Annotated in this window: 9 protein-coding genes; 7 read left to right on the top strand and 2 right to left on the bottom strand. The window is 73.9% G+C overall.

Annotation, left to right across the window (positions count from 1 at the left end):
* Positions 1-102: 102 nt before the first annotated feature.
* A complete protein-coding gene (phsA, locus tag ACI2L3_RS07320; protein WP_404751315.1) occupies positions 103-2037 on the bottom strand; it encodes an O-aminophenol oxidase PhsA in 1935 nt (644 codons plus the stop codon).
* Between the two features lie 59 nt (positions 2038-2096).
* Positions 2097-4307, bottom strand: coding sequence for a germacradienol/geosmin synthase Cyc2 (gene cyc2, locus ACI2L3_RS07315; protein WP_404751314.1), 2211 nt, complete (start codon positions 4305-4307; stop codon positions 2097-2099).
* A 255-nt stretch (positions 4308-4562) separates the two neighbouring features.
* Here cyc2 and ACI2L3_RS07310 point away from each other — a divergent pair, with 255 nt between their 5' ends.
* Genes ACI2L3_RS07310 through ACI2L3_RS07280 form a run of 7 tightly spaced genes read left to right on the top strand, consistent with a single transcriptional unit; the run spans position 4563 to position 18117 of the window.
* Positions 4563-5072: a hypothetical protein gene (locus ACI2L3_RS07310; RefSeq protein ID WP_404751313.1), complete on the top strand. Its 510-nt coding sequence runs from the start codon at positions 4563-4565 to the stop codon at positions 5070-5072.
* 52 nt (positions 5073-5124) lie between these two features.
* Positions 5125-7311 carry a tetratricopeptide repeat protein gene (locus ACI2L3_RS07305; RefSeq protein ID WP_404751312.1) on the top strand — a complete coding sequence of 729 codons (2187 nt, stop codon included), beginning with the start codon at positions 5125-5127 and terminating at the stop codon, positions 7309-7311.
* Positions 7308-13142: a CHAT domain-containing protein gene (locus tag ACI2L3_RS07300; protein ID WP_404751311.1), complete on the top strand. Its 5835-nt coding sequence runs from the start codon at positions 7308-7310 to the stop codon at positions 13140-13142. Before ACI2L3_RS07305 ends, ACI2L3_RS07300 begins: the two co-directional genes overlap by 4 nt.
* Positions 13139-13498, top strand: a complete 360-nt coding sequence (locus tag ACI2L3_RS07295; RefSeq protein WP_404751310.1) for a hypothetical protein — start codon at positions 13139-13141, stop codon at positions 13496-13498. The genes ACI2L3_RS07300 and ACI2L3_RS07295 overlap by 4 nt, the downstream gene beginning before the upstream one ends.
* A complete protein-coding gene (locus ACI2L3_RS07290; RefSeq protein ID WP_404751309.1) occupies positions 13491-13931 on the top strand; it encodes a nucleotide exchange factor GrpE in 441 nt (146 codons plus the stop codon). The genes ACI2L3_RS07295 and ACI2L3_RS07290 overlap by 8 nt, the downstream gene beginning before the upstream one ends.
* The gene (locus tag ACI2L3_RS07285; protein ID WP_404751308.1) at positions 13928-16069 is read left to right on the top strand and encodes an Hsp70 family protein; all 2142 of its coding nucleotides are present in this window, start codon (positions 13928-13930) and stop codon (positions 16067-16069) included. The genes ACI2L3_RS07290 and ACI2L3_RS07285 overlap by 4 nt, the downstream gene beginning before the upstream one ends.
* Positions 16066-18117, top strand: coding sequence for an Hsp70 family protein (locus ACI2L3_RS07280; RefSeq protein ID WP_404751307.1), 2052 nt, complete (start codon positions 16066-16068; stop codon positions 18115-18117). Before ACI2L3_RS07285 ends, ACI2L3_RS07280 begins: the two co-directional genes overlap by 4 nt.
* Positions 18118-18124 lie beyond the last annotated feature (7 nt).

Genomic DNA, 18124 nt, shown 5'->3' with positions numbered 1-18124 from the left:
CCGCCTTGCATCTCGACGCACCAGACCCCGCTCACCTGCACCGACGGGTGGCCGCCACCCCACCGCGACCTGATCCGCCGGACAGGCCCTAGCCGGAGCGGTCTAGCCGGAGTGGTCCCCGTGGCCGCCGCCGTGGCCCGCGCCGTGGTCGAACTTCAGGGCCTCCTTCGGCATGACGACGAAGGGCCGCATCATGCCCATGTCCTCGTGCTCCAGGAAGTGGCAGTGGTACATGAACCGGCCGTACGCCCCGTCGAACTTGCCCATGACGCGCAGCATCTGGCCGCCGGGGACCCGGAAGACGTCCTTCCAGCCGCGCTCGTTCGGCGCCAGCGGTATCGGCCGCTCCGGGTCGGCGGCGACCGGGGCGCGGGTGCCGCCGATCGTGACGTCGAAGCCCGAGACGTCGTACGTGTCCCGGCCGAGGAGCTGGAAGTCCGCCAGGTGGATGTGCATCGGGTGGAGCACCGGCGGGTTCACGGCGAGGTTCAGGAAGCTCCACTGCTCGTGGCTGCCCTCGGCGATGGTGATGCCGAGGCCGTCGTTGAACGTGCGGGCGATCCGGCGGTACGTCTTGACCTTGCCGTCCTCGCCGCGCACCTGGATGATCCCCTCGGTCGAGACCTGGATGTCACCCGGCTCCTTGACCTCGGCCATCTCCCAGATCTCGGGGTGGCCGCCGCCGCCCTTGGTGGCGGGCGGGGTCAGCACGATCAGCCGGTGGCCGTGCTGGATGTCGTGTGTGATCGGGCGGAACGAACCCGAGAGGACCTCCGGCAGTTCGAAGGTGTCCGGCTCGGCGCACTCGCCCACCCGGAACTCCATGACCTGCGGATAGCGCACGTCGTTCGCCACGTCGGGCACGCCGGGCGCCTGGCCGCGCCCCTTGTTGACCAGGCGCAGCCGCTGCCCGGCCAGGCCCCTGAAGTCGATGAGGAGGTCCATGCGCTCGGCCGGCGCGACGGTGAGCGTCGGCAGCGCCCCTTCGAAGTCGATGGGCACGGGGCGCGGCAGGAGCCCGCCGTCGCTGCCGATCTGGTGGAGGACGCCCCGCACGGGGTTGTCGTCCTCGTCGATCAGGACCAGGTCGTAGATGCGCGCGTTCGACGCATTGACCAGGCGGAAGCGGTACCAGGCGGCGTCCACGTCGGCGTAGGGCCAGATGCGGCCGTTGACCGTGGTGTACGGGCCGGAGAAGGGCAGGGAGACCGGCTTGCCCGTCTCCGCGTTCTTCGGGTCGACGATGGTGGTCTTGTGCAGGAGGCGGCCGTTGAGCCGGTTGTCACCCTCGTCCGTGTCGAGGTTCCGGTCGGCGATGAGGAGGGGTATCTCGCGCTCTCCGCAAGGGAGTTGGAGCGCGTCCTCCTCGTCGTCGCGGACGAGGTACGTGCCGTAGAGGCCCGCCATGACGTTCCACCGGGTGATGTTCATGGCGTGGTCGTGGTACCACCACTGGACCGCCTGGTGGTCGTTCGGGTACTCGGAGAGCTGGGCGTCGCCGTACCCCACGGCGTTGTCCGCCCAGCCGTCGTTGCCGCCGCCCGTCTGGGCGCCGTGCAGGTGCGTCACGGACCAGGCGGGCAGGGCCGCCACGTCCTTGTTCGGCTCGACGCCCGCACGGCCGGGCAGGGTGTTGGGCGGCGGGTCGGTCCGCGGGTCGCCGCGCGGGACCTCGACGGCCGTGACGGGATACTCGCCCTGCGGTATGCGGTTGGTCCAGGCGATGCGGACGCGCTGTCCGCGCCGCACCTCGATGGTGGGGCCCGGCACCGAGCCGTCGTACCCCCACATCAGGGTCGGCGGCAGTTGCGGGTGCAGGCGCACCCAGGTCGGCCGCAGGGCGATCTCGGTCTCTTCCCGCACGTCCGCCGAGTCGGGCCGCAGGACCGGCGGGACGGTCAACGGCGCCACGAAGGGCACCAGTTCGCCGTCGGCCACCCCGTTGGCGGACGCCAAGGCCTTCGCCTTCGCTTCCGCCTCGGTCTCCGCATCGCCGCCCGTCAGCCGGTCCGTGATGCGCTCGATGATGTCGGTCATGTGTGGAACACCCCCGTGTTCATCCCCCGTTGCGCGGCCGCTCGAAGGCCGCCTTCACTTCAGAAGACTCCCGGCGCCCCAGTGAAGTTCCACGAATCCTGCATTCCGGATGAAACCATCCGAAGGGGGTGGCTCGGCTTCCGGTCCGGCACGAAGCCGTGCGCGCGCCTCGCCAGATCGTCCGCACCGTAGCGCCGGCAGTCGCGGTGCCAGTTCACGATGCCCGCCAGCCAGTTCCTCAGGTCCGCCACATAGCCGTCCATGGCCTCCCGAGCCGTCCGCGACAGCGCGAAGTCGTCGTAGAGGACCGGGAATTCATGTGCGGCGACGTGCTCGAACTGCCGCATGCGCTGCGTCGTCAGGTCGTGGACGATGCGCAGCCCGGTCGGGTAGTCGCAGCCGAAGAAGTTCTGCACGACCAGGATGCCGTTGTGGATCTCGCCCTCGTACTCGATCTCCTTCTGGTACGAGAAGATGTCGTTCACGAGCATCGCGTAGTCCATGGCCGCGTTCTCGAGGGAGCGGACGGGGCCGCTGCGGTAGATCTCGGGCGGCACGGCGGGGCCGTGGCCCATCCGGCACAGGCTCATGGTGAGGTCGGAGCCGAAGGTGGCGCGGCGCATCTCCAGGTAGTCGACCGGGTCGGGAATGCGGTTGTGCAGCTGGTTGAACACCTCCCACACCCAGCTCTCCGTCATGACCCCGACGGCGTCCCGCAGCCCCCGGCGCTGCGTCTGCGTCATGTCGCGGGTCGTGCGCCCCCACAGGTCGATGAGGCCGCGCTCCATGGCGTTCGTGGGCACCGGCACCGGGTCGCCCGCGAGGGTCATGCAGGCGGTGAGGCGCTCCGTGCAGAGCTTGGCGGCGGCGAGGTCGCGGCGGTGGCCGAAGACCAGGGGGTAGTAGTCGTCTCCGTAGGTGCCCCAGGCCAGCCACTGCGAGCTGAGGTCGAGGGCCTCCGGCGTGCCGTCGGGGTCGAGTCCTGCGGCGCACAGCGGCAGGTCGTACGCGTCGAGCTTGTCCTCGTCCCAGACGCCCTCCGCGAGGATGCCCGTCGCGTGCGCCCACCCGGTGAGCCGCCGCCGCGCGGTGTCCAGGCCCGGATTGAGCCGCAGCGGGAACGGCATGTAGAGGTCGGGCACTTGGGAGGGGCCCACCTTCTGGAAGGGCACGTGTGTGAAGGAGCGCAGCCGCTCCGCACCGGCGGCCGCGAGCAGCGCGCCCATGTCGGTCCCCGAGGTGCCGAGGCCGGTGGGCCCGGCGAGCGGGGAGGCGTCGAGCGCTCCCTCGTTCATGTACCGGCTGGAGCGCAGGTGCCACTCGTGGCCGCCCGACTGCCAGTCCTGGAGGCCACGGGCGTACGCGGCGACCGCGGCGAGTTCGGGCGGCGTGAGGCCCTTCTCCAGGGCGACGGCGGGCACTTCGGTGGCCGCCGTGTGCTCGAACTGGTGCAGCCGTGAGGTCAGGATGTCGTTGACCATGTCGGCGGCTTCCTGGGTGGTGCAGCCGAAGAAGGTCTCCAGGACGAGCACTCCGTTGCTCAGCTCGCCCTCGTCCTGGACCTCGCGCTGGTACGAGAAGAGGTCGTTCCGCAAGTGGACGCCGTCGCTGAACGTCTCCATGAGCACGCGCAGCGGCCTGGAGCGGGCGACCGCGGCGGGCACTTCGGCGGTCGCGTACTCGATGAGCCCCGCCGACCAGGGGGCGCCACCCACCTTGCGGCGCATCTCGATGTACTCGACGGGGTTGGCGATCCGCCCTTCGTTGATGTTGGAGAGCTCCCACATCGACTCGTTCAGCAGGTGCTCCGTGGCCTCCGCGAAGCGGCGGCGCCAGTCCTTGGACATCGCGGGCACCGTGCGCGCCCAGAGGTCGGCGAGGCCCGCCTCGACGGGGTTGCGCGGCTCCGGCACGGGGATCGACAGGTCCATCGGCATGAAGAGGGGCAGGCGGTCCAGGTGGGCCTTGCCGGCCGCGCGGTCCTGGGTGCGTTTGTACATGTCCAGGAAGTGGTCGTCGAAGAAGAAGACCCACACGTACCAGTCGGTGATCAGCGACAGGGCGGGGCCGTCGCAGTCCGGATGCGTATAGGCACACAACAGTCCGTAGTCGTGTGCGTCGAGGTCGCTCTGCTCCCAGATGCCGGAGCCCTCCAACATGCCCATGTCGCGCGCCCACTTCGTGGAGTGCGCGCGTGCCTCTTCCAGGTGCGGGTTGAGCCGCGCGGTGTACGGCATGTAGAAGTGCGGCAGTTCGAACGGCTGCGTCATGGCTCCGCCCTACCCGAGCCCTCCGACCGGCATCCGCGCGAGGACACATGATCGCACCATCGCGTGAATCGGGGGCGTGATGGGGCGCGTCGGGGGGCGCGCGGAGGTATGGGGGCGACGGCGCGGGCCGCCTCCGGAGACGCGACCCCGGGGCGGGGCTTCGGCCGGTCCCACCGAATCACCGGTTTCCCCGCGTACGCACCGCTCACGCCTCTAGGCTGCCGTCCACGCCCCCCTCCGGAAGGAAGCCCCTCCATGACCGATGCGCCGCCGCGAGCGGAGCTGCTCCTGGACCGGGAGGTCCCCGAGGAGCTGCGCCAGGAGCTGGTCGCCGCGTTCGACGGGCTCGGCGCCCCACCGGTCCGGGTCCGCCGCACCCTCGACCACCGCGGCGCGGCCGACGTCCCGTGGATCGTCCTGGCGTCGCTGCCCCTGCAGGCGTTCCTCAGCGGTCTCGGTGCGGAGGCGGTCAAGGACGCGTACGAAGCGTTTAAGGGTCTCGTACGACGGACTGCGCGCCCCGCGTCGTCGCCGGGCGCCGGCGCCCTGGGCGAGGCACCCGAGGCGCCTCCGGCACGCGAGGCGCGGCCGATGGTGCTGCGGGACGCGGTCACCGGCCTCGACGTCGTGCTGGAGCCCGACCTCCCCGCCGAGGCGTACGAGACGCTCACGACGCTCGACCTGTCGGACTTCACGATGGGGCCGCTGCACTACGACCGCGCCCTGAGTCGCTGGCGTTCGGTCCTTGACGAGGCCGCCGGCTGACCCGCCGGCCGGAGGACGCGGCGGACGTGCCGCCGCGGATCGGGGGCTGACTGTGACTGCGCAGATCGCGCGTACGGACCATCTGACCCATGCGGAACAGGCCTGCGCCGACGGGGAGTCTGCGCTTGCGCTCGGCGACACGGCGACCGCGGAACACCACTTCCGGCACGCGCTGGCGCTGGTCGGGGCGGACTCCCCGGATGACACGGCCGAGGACGACGCCGCCGGGTGCGCGCGGCTCGCCGCGCGGGCGTGGACGGGGGTGGGACGGGTGCGGCTCGCGCGTGGGGACGTGGGGGGCGCGGAGGCCGAGTTCGAGCGGGCGCGCGAATTGCGTCCCACGGCCGCGGGGCCGCTGCACTGGCTGGGCTGCGCGGCCGCCCACCGCGGTGACCTCACCACCGCGAACCGCCACCTCACCGCGTCCCTCGCCTGCGCCGTCCCCCACAGCCGCAGCCTCGTCCAACGCGCCTACGTCCACGCCCGCGCAGGCAACCCCCACGCCGCCCTGACCGACCTCCGCGCCGCCGCCCGGACCGGCCCCCTCGACGACGAGGCCCGCTGGATCCTGGCGGCCCTGTCGGGCCGCTCCGCACGGGAGGTGGCCCTGCGGATGCGCAGGGCGGCGCTCGCCTTGCTACAGCGGGAGCGAGAGCCGGGGCCGCAGGACGGACAGCCCGGCCCACGAGGCCAGGACCCCGGCCCGCGAGGGAGGGACCCGTGGCTGCGGGCCGGGGACTTGGTCGCGGGTGCGTGGGGGGTTGATCCGCGCACTTGGGGTTTTGCTCCGCTGTACGCCGTGGCGCTCGTGCGGGGCGGGCGGCGGGGGGTCGCCGTCGCGTTGCTCGGGGACGCTGTCCGGCACGACCCCGCCGACCATCGGGTCAATCACACGCTTGGCGTGGCTCTCGTCAAGTCGCCCGAGTTGGCGCACGGTTCCGGGTGGGAACGGTGTGTGGCCGCCTGGGCCGCCCTGCTGCACGACGCCGGGTTCTGGGAGTACGTCCTGCGCGCGGCCGCGCGACGGTACGGCACCCCCGTCGACCCCTCCCTCGTACCGGTCCTCCGCGCCGGACTGCGCGAGGCGCTCGAACGGCACATGCCCGACGACGGCACCGCCGCCCGCGTCGCGCCCGGGCCGCTGCTCCAGCGCGAGGCCGACGCCGCGAAGCTGCTCGCGGCCGTCGGCGGCTTCCCGTCGGCCGGGGGCGGCGGGGCCCCGCTGTTCTGCGGGCCGCTGCGCATCGCGGAGCTCGGCAGGTCGACGGAGTTCGGCGCGTTCGCCGCGGGGCGGGAGGTGGAGGTGGAGGTGGGGTCCGAGGGTCCGGCCAGCCCCACCAGCCCCGCCAGCCCCGCCGGCCCTACGGGGTCCACGGGCCCGGCGGGCTCCTCGTACCCGTCCCTCACCTACGCCTTCTCCGAACTCGGCTTCGCGCAGCTCCTCCTGGGCCAGGACAAGGCCGTCGACGCCCTCGCCGCCCTCTCCGAGCTGCGCTGTCCCGGCTGCCGGGCGCGGGGCGGGCCCGGGGCGGCGGCCGTGTGCGAGCCGGGGTGTGCGCGCTTCGACGAGTTGAACCCCGGCTACGCGGGGCTTCCGGACAAGCACCGCAGGCTCTCCCTCGACGCGCGCGGTCTCGCCCTGGAGGCGCGGCTCAGGATGGGGCGCGCCGAACTGACGCGCGCGCGACCCGACTTCGCGTCGGCCGCCGCGTGCTGGCGGCGTGCGCTGGTGCACAGCAGGGAGCTGGACCGGTACCGCGAGACGCAGACCGCCGTCGTCGACATGGCGCTCGGCGCGGCCCGTGCGGCACATCGGGCGGGGCGGCTGAGTCTCGCCGTGGACACGCTCGACATGGCCCGGTCCGTGATCGGTGCGAACGAACGGGGGCGCCTTGAGGGGCAGTTGGCGCGTGTCCTGGCCGACCGGGGGATCTCCGTCGCCAACGACCGGGACGCGCTGCTCGACCAGCCCGCCGCCGACCTGCGCCGCTCGGTCGCCTTCAACCCGCACCTGCTGCGCGCGCAGGTCAGCCTCGGTGTCGTACTGCGCGGGCTCGCCCTGGCCCGCTGGAGCTCGGGCAGCCTGTCGGGCGCGCGGGCGACACTGCGCGAGGCCATCGACCAACTCACCGCCGCCCTGGCGCACTTCCCGGACGACCCCGACCTGGAGCAGCAGCGGGAAGCCGCGGTCGCCGACCTCGACCACGTCATGTGGCAGCCCGACGAGAGTGAGCAGTGACGGCCGTGCTCGCCTACGAGGAACTGCGCATCCGGGTCCGCCGCGTCGGCGCGGCCCGCTACCTCGTGACCGCCAACGGCCCGGCGTGCGCGGCCGAGGTCATGGCGGTCGGCGGGGAGCCGGCGGCGTTCCGCGAGCAGTGGGACCGGCTGATCTCGGCGGAGCTGGGCCTCGCGCCGATGGGCGAGCAGCACACCGTGGCCCAGCTGCGGGCGCTGGGGCGGGGCGTCTTCCGGCTGCTGTTCGGCGAGGCGGGCCCCGCGGAGGGGAGCGGCGGTTCGGAGGGAGGCGGTGGCCCTGAGGAGGACGGCGCGGGCGGGGGCTGCGAAGGGGTGGGGGACCGCGTCGGCGTGTGCGTCGACGCGGCGCTCGACCGCGCCCAGCGCATGCGTCCCGCGCGTGGGCTGCGGCTCCGCTTCGACCTGCCGCCCGAGCTGCGCGACCTCCCCCTGGAGTCGCTCTGCGCACCGCCCGGCAGCCCTCAGCAGTCACTCGCCCTCAACCACGGCTATTCGCTGGTGCGTTCACTGGCCGGCGGGCCGCTGGGGCAGCGGCTGCCCGAACCCGCGGACGAGCCCAGCCTCATCCGGCTCCTGGTGGCCTGCGCCTCACCCCGCGGGCTCGACCCGCTGCGAGCCGCCGCGGAGGTGGCCGCACTCCGCCACGAGTTGCCCGAAGTGGCCGTACAGATGGCGGTGTTGGAGCGGGCGACGCGCGCGAGTCTGGAGTCCGCGCTCGGTGCGCACTCCGAGCTCCCGACTGCGGTGCTGCTGATCGCGCACGGATCGTACGACGAGGACATCGGGCAGGGCGTGGTGGCCCTGGAGACGGAGACCGGCGGCGTCGACCGGGTGCCCGCGCAGCTGCTCAGCGCGATGCTGCTCAAGGCGCGACGGCTGAGGCTCGTCGCCCTCAACCTATGTGCGGGCGCCGACAGTTCGCACCGTGAGCCGTTCTCCGGGCTCGCCCAGGCCCTCATCGGCGGGGGCGTGCCCGCCGTGGTGGCGATGCGGGGGCGGGTCAGCGATGTGTCGGCGGGTGTGTTCAGCCCCGAGCTGCTGAAGGGCATCGCGGCCAACAGGACCGTCGACGAGGCCGTCGCCGCGGCACGCCTTCGCATCTCCCACCAGCCGGAGCACACGGCGGTGGAGTGGGCGACGCCCGCGCTGTTCCTGCACGAGGGGTGCAGGCAGGGCTGGCTGTTCAAGGCGCGCGAGGTGCGGGACGACGAGTTCGGCGCCGGGGCGGTGGCGGATCCGCTGCGCGAGGGCGCGGACGCGCTGCGCACCTTCCAGAGCCCCGTCGGCCACGTCGGCTCTGCGGTCCTGATCGGCGCGGCCCGCTTCCAGCGCGACCTCGGGCACTGGACGCAGGTGCAGCGCATCCTGCGGACGCCTACGCGCAGTTACGCCGACGAGCAGCGCCGGATGCGGGCCGAGGCCGCCTTCGAACTGGCCTGGCCCGAGCTGGAGAAGCTGTGCGCGCTGCTCGCCGACGAGCGGGACGCGGCGGGCGCGGAGGCGCAGCTCGACGTGGTGCGGGAGCTGCTGCCAGGGCCGGTGCCCGGCGCGCTCGCGGCGGAGGTCGCCGGGCTGCGGCGGCTCGTCCGTCTCGTCGAGGAGGCGCGCGCCGCGGAGGCCGCCGGCGACTGGGCCGCGGCCATCGGCCACTACGAGGAGGTGCTCGCCGCCCGGCCCGGCGGGCTGCGGGACGTGGCGGAGCGGCTCGCGGCGGCGCGGGACGAGCTGCACGTGGCCCGCACCTGCGAGGCCGCCGACCGGGCGCGGCAGGCGGGCGACTGGGGCGCCGCGGCCCACGGGTACGCCGCCGTCCTCGCGCTGCGCCCGGCCCACGGCACCGCCACGGCGTGGGCCCCCTACGTGGCCGGCCGGGCCGCCGAGGCGTGCGAGGACTGGCGGGCGGCCGAATCCGCGTACGCGGCGTGCGGGGAGCTCGGCGACGCGGCGGTGCGGGCGGCGTACGCGCGGGGGCGGGCGGCCGCGGACTTCGGCGACTGGCCCGCCGCGCGGGATGCCTTCGCGCAGGCGGGGCCCGACCGTGGCCCGTGGGAGGCCTACGCCGCGGGCAGGGCGGCGGAGCTGATCGGCTCGTGGGCCGCGGCGGCCGAGAGCTTCGCGGCCGCGGACGGTTTCCTGGACGGCGGCGTACGGCTCCTGTACGCGCGAGGCTGCCGGGAGGCCGAGCAGGGGCACTTCGCCGCGGCCCTGGCGGACCTGGAGGCGGCGGCCGCGCGCGGGTGGCGCGACGCGGAACCCTTCCTCGGTGACCTGCGCGCGCACGTCTACGAAACGGCACTGGCCTGCGTGGACGCCGCGGACTGGCCGTCCGTGCTCTCCCACCTCGCCGCCCTGCCCGACGACTTCCGCGCCACCCGCCCCCTGCGGCACTACGCGCAGGGCCGGTCGGCGGTGGCCGCGGGGGACTGGGCGGCCGCGGCGTCCGCGTTCGGGCAGTGCGGCGGTCCCGAGGGGACGGAGCGCGTGCCCGGCGACGCGCGGGATCTTTGCACCTACGCCCAGGGACGTCTCCGGCAGGCGGAAGGGCGGTGGGACGACGCGGTCCGTCTGTTCGGGGAGCTGCCGTCCGGGCTGGCGGACGTGCCCGACCGGGTCCTGTATTCGCGTGGCCGTGCCGCCGACGCGCGCGGGGAGTGGAACGGCGTCATCGACGGGTTCGGGCGCCTGCCCGACGGCTACGCGGAGGGTGAGGTGGGCGTCCGGCGCCTCTACGCCCGCGCGCGCGTGGCCGCCGACCTGCGCGGCGACTGGGCAGCCGTCCTCAGCCTCCTCACCGGCGTACCGGACACGGCGCGCGAGGGCGCGGTGGCCGCCCTCCGCCGGAAGGCGGAGGGCCGCCGGGCGGAGGAGAACGGTGACTGGGCGTCGGCCTGCGAGATCCACGGCCGGGCGTTTCCGGAGGGCGCTCCGGAGCCTCCGGGCGGGACGCACGACCCGACGTCCGGAGACGGGACAGGCTCCGCAACCGGGCAGAGGAACGGCTCCCCGCCTAGAGACGAGACCAGCCCCGCACCCGGAGAAGAGGCCCACCACACGCCCCACCCTAGGGACGAGGCCGACCCCACATCCCGCTCCGCAGCCGGAGCCGCCCCCGGCCCCGAAGCCCTCCACCTCTACCTCTACGCCCTCGCCCGTACCCACGAGCTCGGTGAGCGGTGGCAGGAGGCCCTCGACGTCTATCGGGGGATGGACGAAGGGTGGGCCGACGTCGGGGTGCGGCTGCGGTATGCGCGGGCGCGGGTCGCGGAGGAGGACGCCGTCGGGGGTGAGGCATGGCGGCGAGTCGTTGAGGCGTATGAGGCGTTGGAGCGCGAAAAGGTACAGGGCGTGGACGTCGCCGCGCGGGGGCGGTACGCGCGCGTGCGGGCCGCCGAGGCCGAGGGGGACTGGGCCTGTGTGGCCGCCGAGGCCGACGCGCTGGGGACGCATCGCGACGCGCCCGCCGTCGCCGCGTACGCGCGCGGCCGTCTCGCCGACGCGCACCAGGAGTGGCAGCGGGCCGCCGACGCGTTCCGGCAGTGCCCCGGGCACCGGGACGCCGACGCCCATCTGGCCTACGCGGAGGGGCGGTTGCTGGAGGCGGCGGGGCGGTGGAGCGGCGCCGTCGCCGCGTACGAGAGGGCGGGCGGCGCCCTCGACCGGGCGGACGTGCGGTGCCGCAGGCTGCGTCGGCTGGTGGGGCTGCTGCCGTGGGCGGACGGGCTGACCGCCGCCCCGCTGGTCGCCGACCCCTTCGCCGTAAGGGATCAGACGTTCCCGTATCTGGCCCTGCGGGACGCGGGCGTCGACCCGGGCGCCTCGATGGACGTCGTCAAGAACGCGTCGTACGCCCTTCTGGAGCGCGGCTCCATGTCGTGGCACGAGCGGGTCGCCCTGGAGCGGCTGCGGCTGCCGGGCCGACGCCTGCAACTCGACGCGCTGCTCTACCGGTGGCACTCCCCCGCCGCGCTGCGGGACGCTCTGGCCGGGCTCTCGCCGGACGACGGGCCCGGCCTCCTCGACGCGCTGTGCGAGCGCTCCCCGCAGGACGCCCCGCTGCTGCTCCTGCTCGCCAGGGGCCGGGAGGCGGCCGCCGCCGAGTGGGAGCGGCGGCTGACGGCGGCGCCCGGTGACATGGCCGTGCTGCACGGTCTCGCGGCGGCCCGGCTGTGGCAGGCGCAGGAGCTGGAGCAGAGCGGGGCGTGGGAGCACGCGGTGCACGCCTGGGAGTCGGCGCTCGCGTACTGGGCGACGCTGCTCAGCGACGACGCGTACTGGGACGGCTGGCGGGCCGAGCGCGCCGCCGCGTACGAACGCGATCTGACGCACGACGACATGGCGTCGCTGCGCTGGGAGCTCAGCCAGCACCTCTTCGGACAGCTGTCGGCCTACGAACAGCGGCACACCGAGCAGAGCCGCCCCGAACAGGCCGACGCCTACCAGGCGTTGGCCGCCCTGCTGGAGTCCGAGCTGGGCGGCGCGCGGATCCTGCGGGACGTCGGCGGCCTGCCGTCCGTGCCGGGCGCGGGCGCCACGCTGGCCTGCGGTCCGCGCTATCTGCGGCTGCTGGGCCTCCAGGAGCCGCTCGCGGAGCTCGTCGCCGGTCTCGACGCGGCGGCCCGGCAGGGCAAGGACCCGGGTGAGTACGCGGTCCGTGAACTGCGCTGGGCGTTCTCGGAGCTGGCGCGGAGCTTCGCGCTGTCGGAGGTGCGGAAGTTCGACGCGGCGCTGCGGTCGCTGCCCGCCTTCCGCACCCTGACCACCCTGCCGGACGACTGCGCCGGGCCCGCCTCGCGGACCGCGCACACCGAGGAGTGCGGACACTGCCAGGACTTCCTGCGGCGCAACCCCGCGTACGTACGGCTGCCGCAACGGCACGCACGGCTCCTCCAGGACGGCGTCGAGCTCACCGTGCACGTCCGGCTCGCCCTGGCGAGGGCGGCGCTGACGCGCGGCGACGGCGGGCTCGACGAGGCGCTGGCGCACTGGGGCGAGCTGGTGAAGGTGTCCCGCAACGCCGGGATGCAGGCCCGCTCCAAGAAGGCCGTGATCCCCGCCGTGCTCGGCCGGGTCGAGGCGCTCACGGACGAGGACGGGGTGCAGCTCGGCGACTGTCTGGACGAGGCCGTCACGCTCGTCGAGTCGGCCCTCTCCGTGCTGCACCCGCTCGACCCGGAGCTGCTCGGCCAGCTGCACACGAAACTCTCCGCGCTGCTGTCCATGCGCGGCGTGTGGCGCGGCTACACGCGCACCAAGCACGGCATGCCCTCCGACATGCACGGCGCGGAGAGCGACCTGCGCCGCGCCCTCGCTCTCAACCCGGAGTCGAGCCACGCCCGCGACAACCTCGCACGCGCCTTCGTCTTCACGCTCGACGAGCGGACGGACGACGTGCCCGCGCGCCTGAAGCTGCTCCACGAAGCGCTCAGCCTCCTCGACGTGGGTCTGGGCCAGGCGCTGACGCACCGGTACCGCGAGACGCTCGGCGAGGCCCTGGACGAGATGGAGAAGCTGCTCACCCGGCACCTCGGCGTCGCGGGCATGGGCGCCCTGATCCGCAGCGACGGCCAGGAGGCACCGCCCGACGACGACGATCTGGCCTCCTGGGCAGCGGAGTTGACCGACCGCGCCGAGCGGGCGCTGCACGGCGGGGACATCCTGTGGGCCCTGCACCATCTGATCCGCGCCACCCGCGCGGAGCCCACCGACAGCCGGATCCGGCGGGCCCTGCTCGACGCGGTGCACCGCTGGCTCGCCGAACTCACCCCCGGGACCAAGGCACCGGAGAACGAAGCAGGAGGCAGCGTCGCGTGATCGAGGACCCTTCCGCCGCCGGGGGCGGACCTTCCCCCTACGAAGTGCTCGCCCCGGCGGGCGTGACTCCCTGGACGTCCCACAGCGACATGCGGGACGTGTCCTTCGAGCTGCTGGCCCGGCATCTGATGACGCCGGTCACCCAGCAGGCGTGGGACGAGCTGCGCGGCGTACGCCGCAGACTGCTCGTCGACCTCTTCCTCTACGACGTGGACCTGGCCGTCGAACTTCCCCTCGCCCTGGAGGACATCGACCGCGCCCTGGCCGCCGAGCCACCCCCGCGGGAAGAGCCCGCGGGCCCGCTCCCGGAGGCCACCGCGGCCCTCCTGGACGACCTGATCCGGTTCGATGTCTGACCCGGCGGCCCGGCTCGCCTACGAGCACGCCCGCGACCTCGCCGCCCGTGACGCCGCCCACCGCGCGCTCACCGAACGGCTGTTGCTGCGCTGCGCCGACGCCCTCGACTCCTTCGACCGGCTCCTCGCCGAGGGCGCGAACAGCGCGGTGAGCGACGTGGAGACGTACCGCAGGAGCCTGGCGCTGATCGCCGGGCAGCTGGAGAGGGACCTGGCCGAGGAGGGCCTGGAACGCGTCGGGCACGTCGGCGAGCGGGCCGAACCGGCCACGCACCACGTCGTCGACGTGCGCGCGGCACCGCCCGGCGCGGCCGGCGACGAGGTCCTCGAGGTTGTGCGGCGCGGATATCGGTACCGGGGGCAAGTGCTGCGCGCCGCCCGGGTGGTGGTCGCCGCCGACGGCGGCACGGAGCAAGGGACGGAGCGGGAATGAAGGCCATCGGCATCGACCTCGGCACCACGAACAGCGCGGTAGCCGCCCACGATCCGCACCGCGCGGACATCGCGGTGCTCACCAACAGCAAGGGCGAGCGGCTCACGCCGTCCGTGGTCGGTGTCATGCACCGGGACGGCAAGGACCAGCCGCTGGTCGGTGAGGACGCGCTGAACTGGGCGGTCAGGCAGCCCAAGGAGACCATTGTCTCCGTGAAGCGCCTGATGGGGCGGGACTTCGCCGACGCGTCGGTGGCGCGGGCCCGCGACCGGATGAGTTACGAGATCGTCGAGGGCCCGGACGACGACCCGCGCGCGTACGTGCTGCTCGGCGGGCGCGCCCGCACCCCCGCGGAGATCTCCAGCGTCATCCTGGACAAGCTGGTCAGGGACGCCTCGCGGGTCCTCGGCGAGCCCGTGACGCACGCCGTGATCACCGTGCCCGCCTACTTCCGGGACGCGCAGCGCGCCGCCACGCGCGAGGCCGCCGAGAAGGCGGGCCTGGTGGTGAAGAAGATCGTCGACGAGCCGACGGCGGCCGCGGTCGCCTTCGGCCTGCACAAGCCGGGCGGCGAGCGCAGCCGCGTGCTCGTCTACGACCTGGGCGGCGGCACCTTCGACATCTCGATCCTGAACACGGTCAAGGACCAGGAGGGCCGGAGCCAGTTCCAGGTGCTGAGGGCGGCCGGCGACATCTGGCTGGGCGGCGACGACTTCGACCTGGCGATCGTGGAGCGGATCATCCAGTGGATGCGCGAGGAGCACCACGTCGACCCGGCCGGCGACAAGGAGTTCCTGTTCCGGGCGAAGAAGGCGGCCGAGCGCGCCAAGCGGGAGCTGAACGACCTGGCGGAGACGTACATCGTGATCCCGGCGGCGTACCGCAGCGAGAACGGCCTCCTCGACGTCGAGATGAAGCTGACGCGCGGCGAGTTCCAGGGCATGATCGCGCCGCTGGTGGCCCGGACCATGAGCCTGGTCCAGGAGTCCCTGGGCCGCTACGAACTCTCCACCGACGACATCTCCGACGTCCTCCTTGTCGGCGGTGGCACGCTCACCCGCCCGGTGTACGAGGCGGTCGAGGCGTTCTTCGGCGCGGACAAGGTCCGCAGGAACATCAACCCCATGGAGTGTGTCGCTTTCGGCGCGGGCGTGCTCGCCGAGACGCTGCGCGGCGTCGAGTGCTCCGACCCCGAGTGCGCGAAGGTCAACGAGTACGGGGCGGACGCCTGTGGGGCCTGCGGCCGCAGTCTGGCCGACGGGCGGTCCAAGGGTGACACGGGGCTGTACGAGTCGACGCCGATGGCGATGGGCATCGCCGCGATCAAGGGCGGTCAGCGCGACGTGTTCGTCGAGATCATCGAGGCCGGCTCGCCCTACCCGCTCTCCGAGCCGCGGCAGCGCACCTTCCACGCGACGGACAGCCGGCGCATCCGCGTGCCGGTCTACGAGGGTGACAGCAAGGTGGCGAGCGAGAACCACGAACAGGGCGTCGTCGAGTTCGAGCTGCCGCAGGAGATCGAGGTCAACCGGCAGGTGGACGTCTCCTTCAACTACTCGGCGGACCGCATCATCACGGTGAAGATCTCGGTGCGCGGCACGGACATGGTCCACGAGGCCACCCCGAGCCGCGAGAAGCCGCGCACGCCGCCGCCCGAGCCCGTCGAGGAGCTGGACAGCGCGGTGCTGCGCGAGCAGCTGGGCTACGCCGAGCGGGAGGCCGACAGCTTCCTGAAGCGGTACGGGCCCTACATCGAACCGGTGCAGGCGATGAAGGTGCGCCGCGACATCGAGCAGGCGCAGCGGGCGGTCGCCATGGGCGACAGCGGCGAGTACAAACGGCTCACCGAGCTGCTGCTCGACGACATGTACCGGCAGTGCGGCCTGGCCAGCCAGTTCCGGCAGGCCGAGCTCGCCTCCGAGGGCGCCCCTCCGGAGACCGTCCGGCAGATCAACGAAGCGGTCGAGTACGTCAAACAGGCCCACCGGCAGGGCAACAGCGTGGGCACCGCCCAGCAGGCCCGCAACCTCGTGAACCTGGTGGCGATCGCCCAGTCCGAACGGGCCGTGCCGACGCTCCCCGACAAGCCGGACTACGAGGGCATCCTGCGGTTCGCCGACGAGACGGCAGGCGGATGACACAGGCCAGGACCGCGGCGGGGGCGCCGGCCCCCGTCAGCCTCGGCATCGACTTCGGCGCCACCGGCATCCGCGCGCTCTACGCGCTGCCGGACGGGCCGGGGCGGCGGCTCGACGCGGAGTGGGGTGACGGGCCGTGGCTGCTCTGCGAGCCGGCCGACATGGGCGAGCTGCCCGTCACCTTCCCCAGCCTCAAGAGCCGCCTGGGGAGCGGGCGTCCGGTGCACATCGGGGGCAAGCCGCTCGACGCGGACCGGGTCGTGGCGCGCCTGCTGCGGTCCGTGCGGGAGCGCGTGGAGGCGGTGGCGCCGGGGCGCGTGGCGCAGACCGTGATCAGTGTGCCCGCGCGTTTCGGCTCGGCGCAGCGGGCGGCGCTGCGGGACGCGGCGCGCGAGGCGGGCCTCGACCCGACGCGGCTCGTCAGCGACTCCATGGCCGCGGTGATCGGCCGCATGACGGAGCGGGACAGCGGCACGTGCCTGGTCTACGGCATGGGGTACGAGGGGTTCGAGCTCGGCCTGATCCGCAGTGTGCGCGGCCACTTCCGCTCCCTTGGCTACGAGGGCGGGGCGACGTCGGGGGGACGCGCGTTCGACGCGGAGACGCTGTCGTCTGCGGTGCGGCTGCTGCGCAGACACCGTGGCGCGGCCTCGGTCACCGGGGTCGACGCGGCCGTCTGGCAGAACCTTCGCGCGCGCGGGCAGGAGGCGCGGGAGGCGCTCGGCGCGCCGGACGGCCCGGAGGCGGCGGTGCTCGACCTGGAGCTGGGTGCCGGGCCCGCGCTCTGGGTACGGATCGCTCGTCCCGACCTCGACGCGTATCTGGACCGGCACGTGGGCCGCACCCTCGACCGCGCCCAGGCGCTGCTCGACCAGTCCGGGATGACGCCGGCGGACGTCGACACGGTGCTGCTCGTGGGCGGCAACACCCGGATGGAGCAAGTCCGTTCGCGGGTGGCGGGGCTCGGCGGCCGACGCGTGCAGGCGCCGCCCGAGCTCCTCGCCCTTGGCGCCCTCAAGCACGCGGTGCGGCTCGCGGGCGGCGCGGCGTCCTCCGGCCCCGCCGCCCTGGAGGAGGGCCCGCTGGAACCGGCAGGCTCGGCCCACGACACCCTCTCCGACGCGCCACCGCTCACGGCGACGCTGGTGGGGGTGGAGGAGCGGGGGGCTGCGTCCGGGGGCACCCGCGACGGTGCCACTTCCGCGGATCCGCGGATCTGGAGCGCGGGGGGCGCCGAACGGGACCCGGGTGCTGCACGGGACACGGATGCCGTACGAGACACAGGTGTCGTACGGGACACGGATGCCGTACGAGACTCTGGTGCCCTACGAGATTCGCTCCAAGCCGCCCGCGACGTACAACAGGCGCGGCTGCTCGTCCGGCAGGGGCGGGAGGGCGAGGCGGCCGCCTTGTTGCGGGAGATCATCGCGGAGGCGCGGGAGCTGCTGGACGACCTGAACCGGCGTCCCCCACCGCCGCCCGACCCCCCACCACCCGCCCCGGCGCCCGCCCCCGACACCGCCCCGCCCCCCGCGACCGCCCCGCCCCCCGCCGCCGGGTCCGCCTCCGGACCGGACCTCGACCGGGCCTCGCGGCACCGGCTCGCCCGCGCCCGGACCCTTCTGTCGCTCGGCCGGTACGACCACGCGGTGCAGGCCGCGCACATCGCGTGGCAGGACGCGGCGACCAGGCCGACCGGCGCCGACATGCTGGACGCGATGATCGACGTGCACTGCGCGGCCGCGATGGCGGACATGTCGCCCGAGCACTTCGCCGACGCCGAGCGGTGGCTCAACTGCGCTTACAACCACGACCCGACCAATGTGCGCGTACGCGGCCTGCTCGCCGAGCGCACCTTCCGGCACGCCGTGGAACTGGACCGGCGCGGTGAGCGTGATGAGGCGATAGAGGCCCTCGGGAAGTGCCTGACGTGGGATCCTGAACACGCCGACGCGGACGCGCTGTTGCGGCGATTGAACCGTGACGGCAGGAACCGGCGCGGCAGGGGGGACGTCCTCGGGCAGAGGCCCCTCGATCCGCCCACGTAGGCACTCC

Source organism: Streptomyces sp. NPDC029674 (assembly GCF_044903205.1).
GTDB lineage: Bacteria > Actinomycetota > Actinomycetes > Streptomycetales > Streptomycetaceae > Streptomyces.
The sequence above is the reverse complement of the archived record's forward strand: the minus strand, read 5'-3'. Positions and strand labels throughout refer to the sequence as shown.

Excerpts from the sequence above, each read along its gene's own strand:
- phsA (WP_404751315.1), bottom strand. The coding sequence starts at position 2,037 with ATGACCGACATCATCGAGCGCATCACGGACCGGCTGACGGGCGGCGAT.
- cyc2 (WP_404751314.1), bottom strand. The coding sequence starts at position 4,307 with ATGACGCAGCCGTTCGAACTGCCGCACTTCTACATGCCGTACACCGCG.
- ACI2L3_RS07310 (WP_404751313.1), top strand. The coding sequence starts at position 4,563 with ATGACCGATGCGCCGCCGCGAGCGGAGCTGCTCCTGGACCGGGAGGTC.
- ACI2L3_RS07290 (WP_404751309.1), top strand. The coding sequence starts at position 13,491 with ATGTCTGACCCGGCGGCCCGGCTCGCCTACGAGCACGCCCGCGACCTC.
- ACI2L3_RS07285 (WP_404751308.1), top strand. The coding sequence starts at position 13,928 with ATGAAGGCCATCGGCATCGACCTCGGCACCACGAACAGCGCGGTAGCC.
- ACI2L3_RS07280 (WP_404751307.1), top strand. The coding sequence starts at position 16,066 with ATGACACAGGCCAGGACCGCGGCGGGGGCGCCGGCCCCCGTCAGCCTC.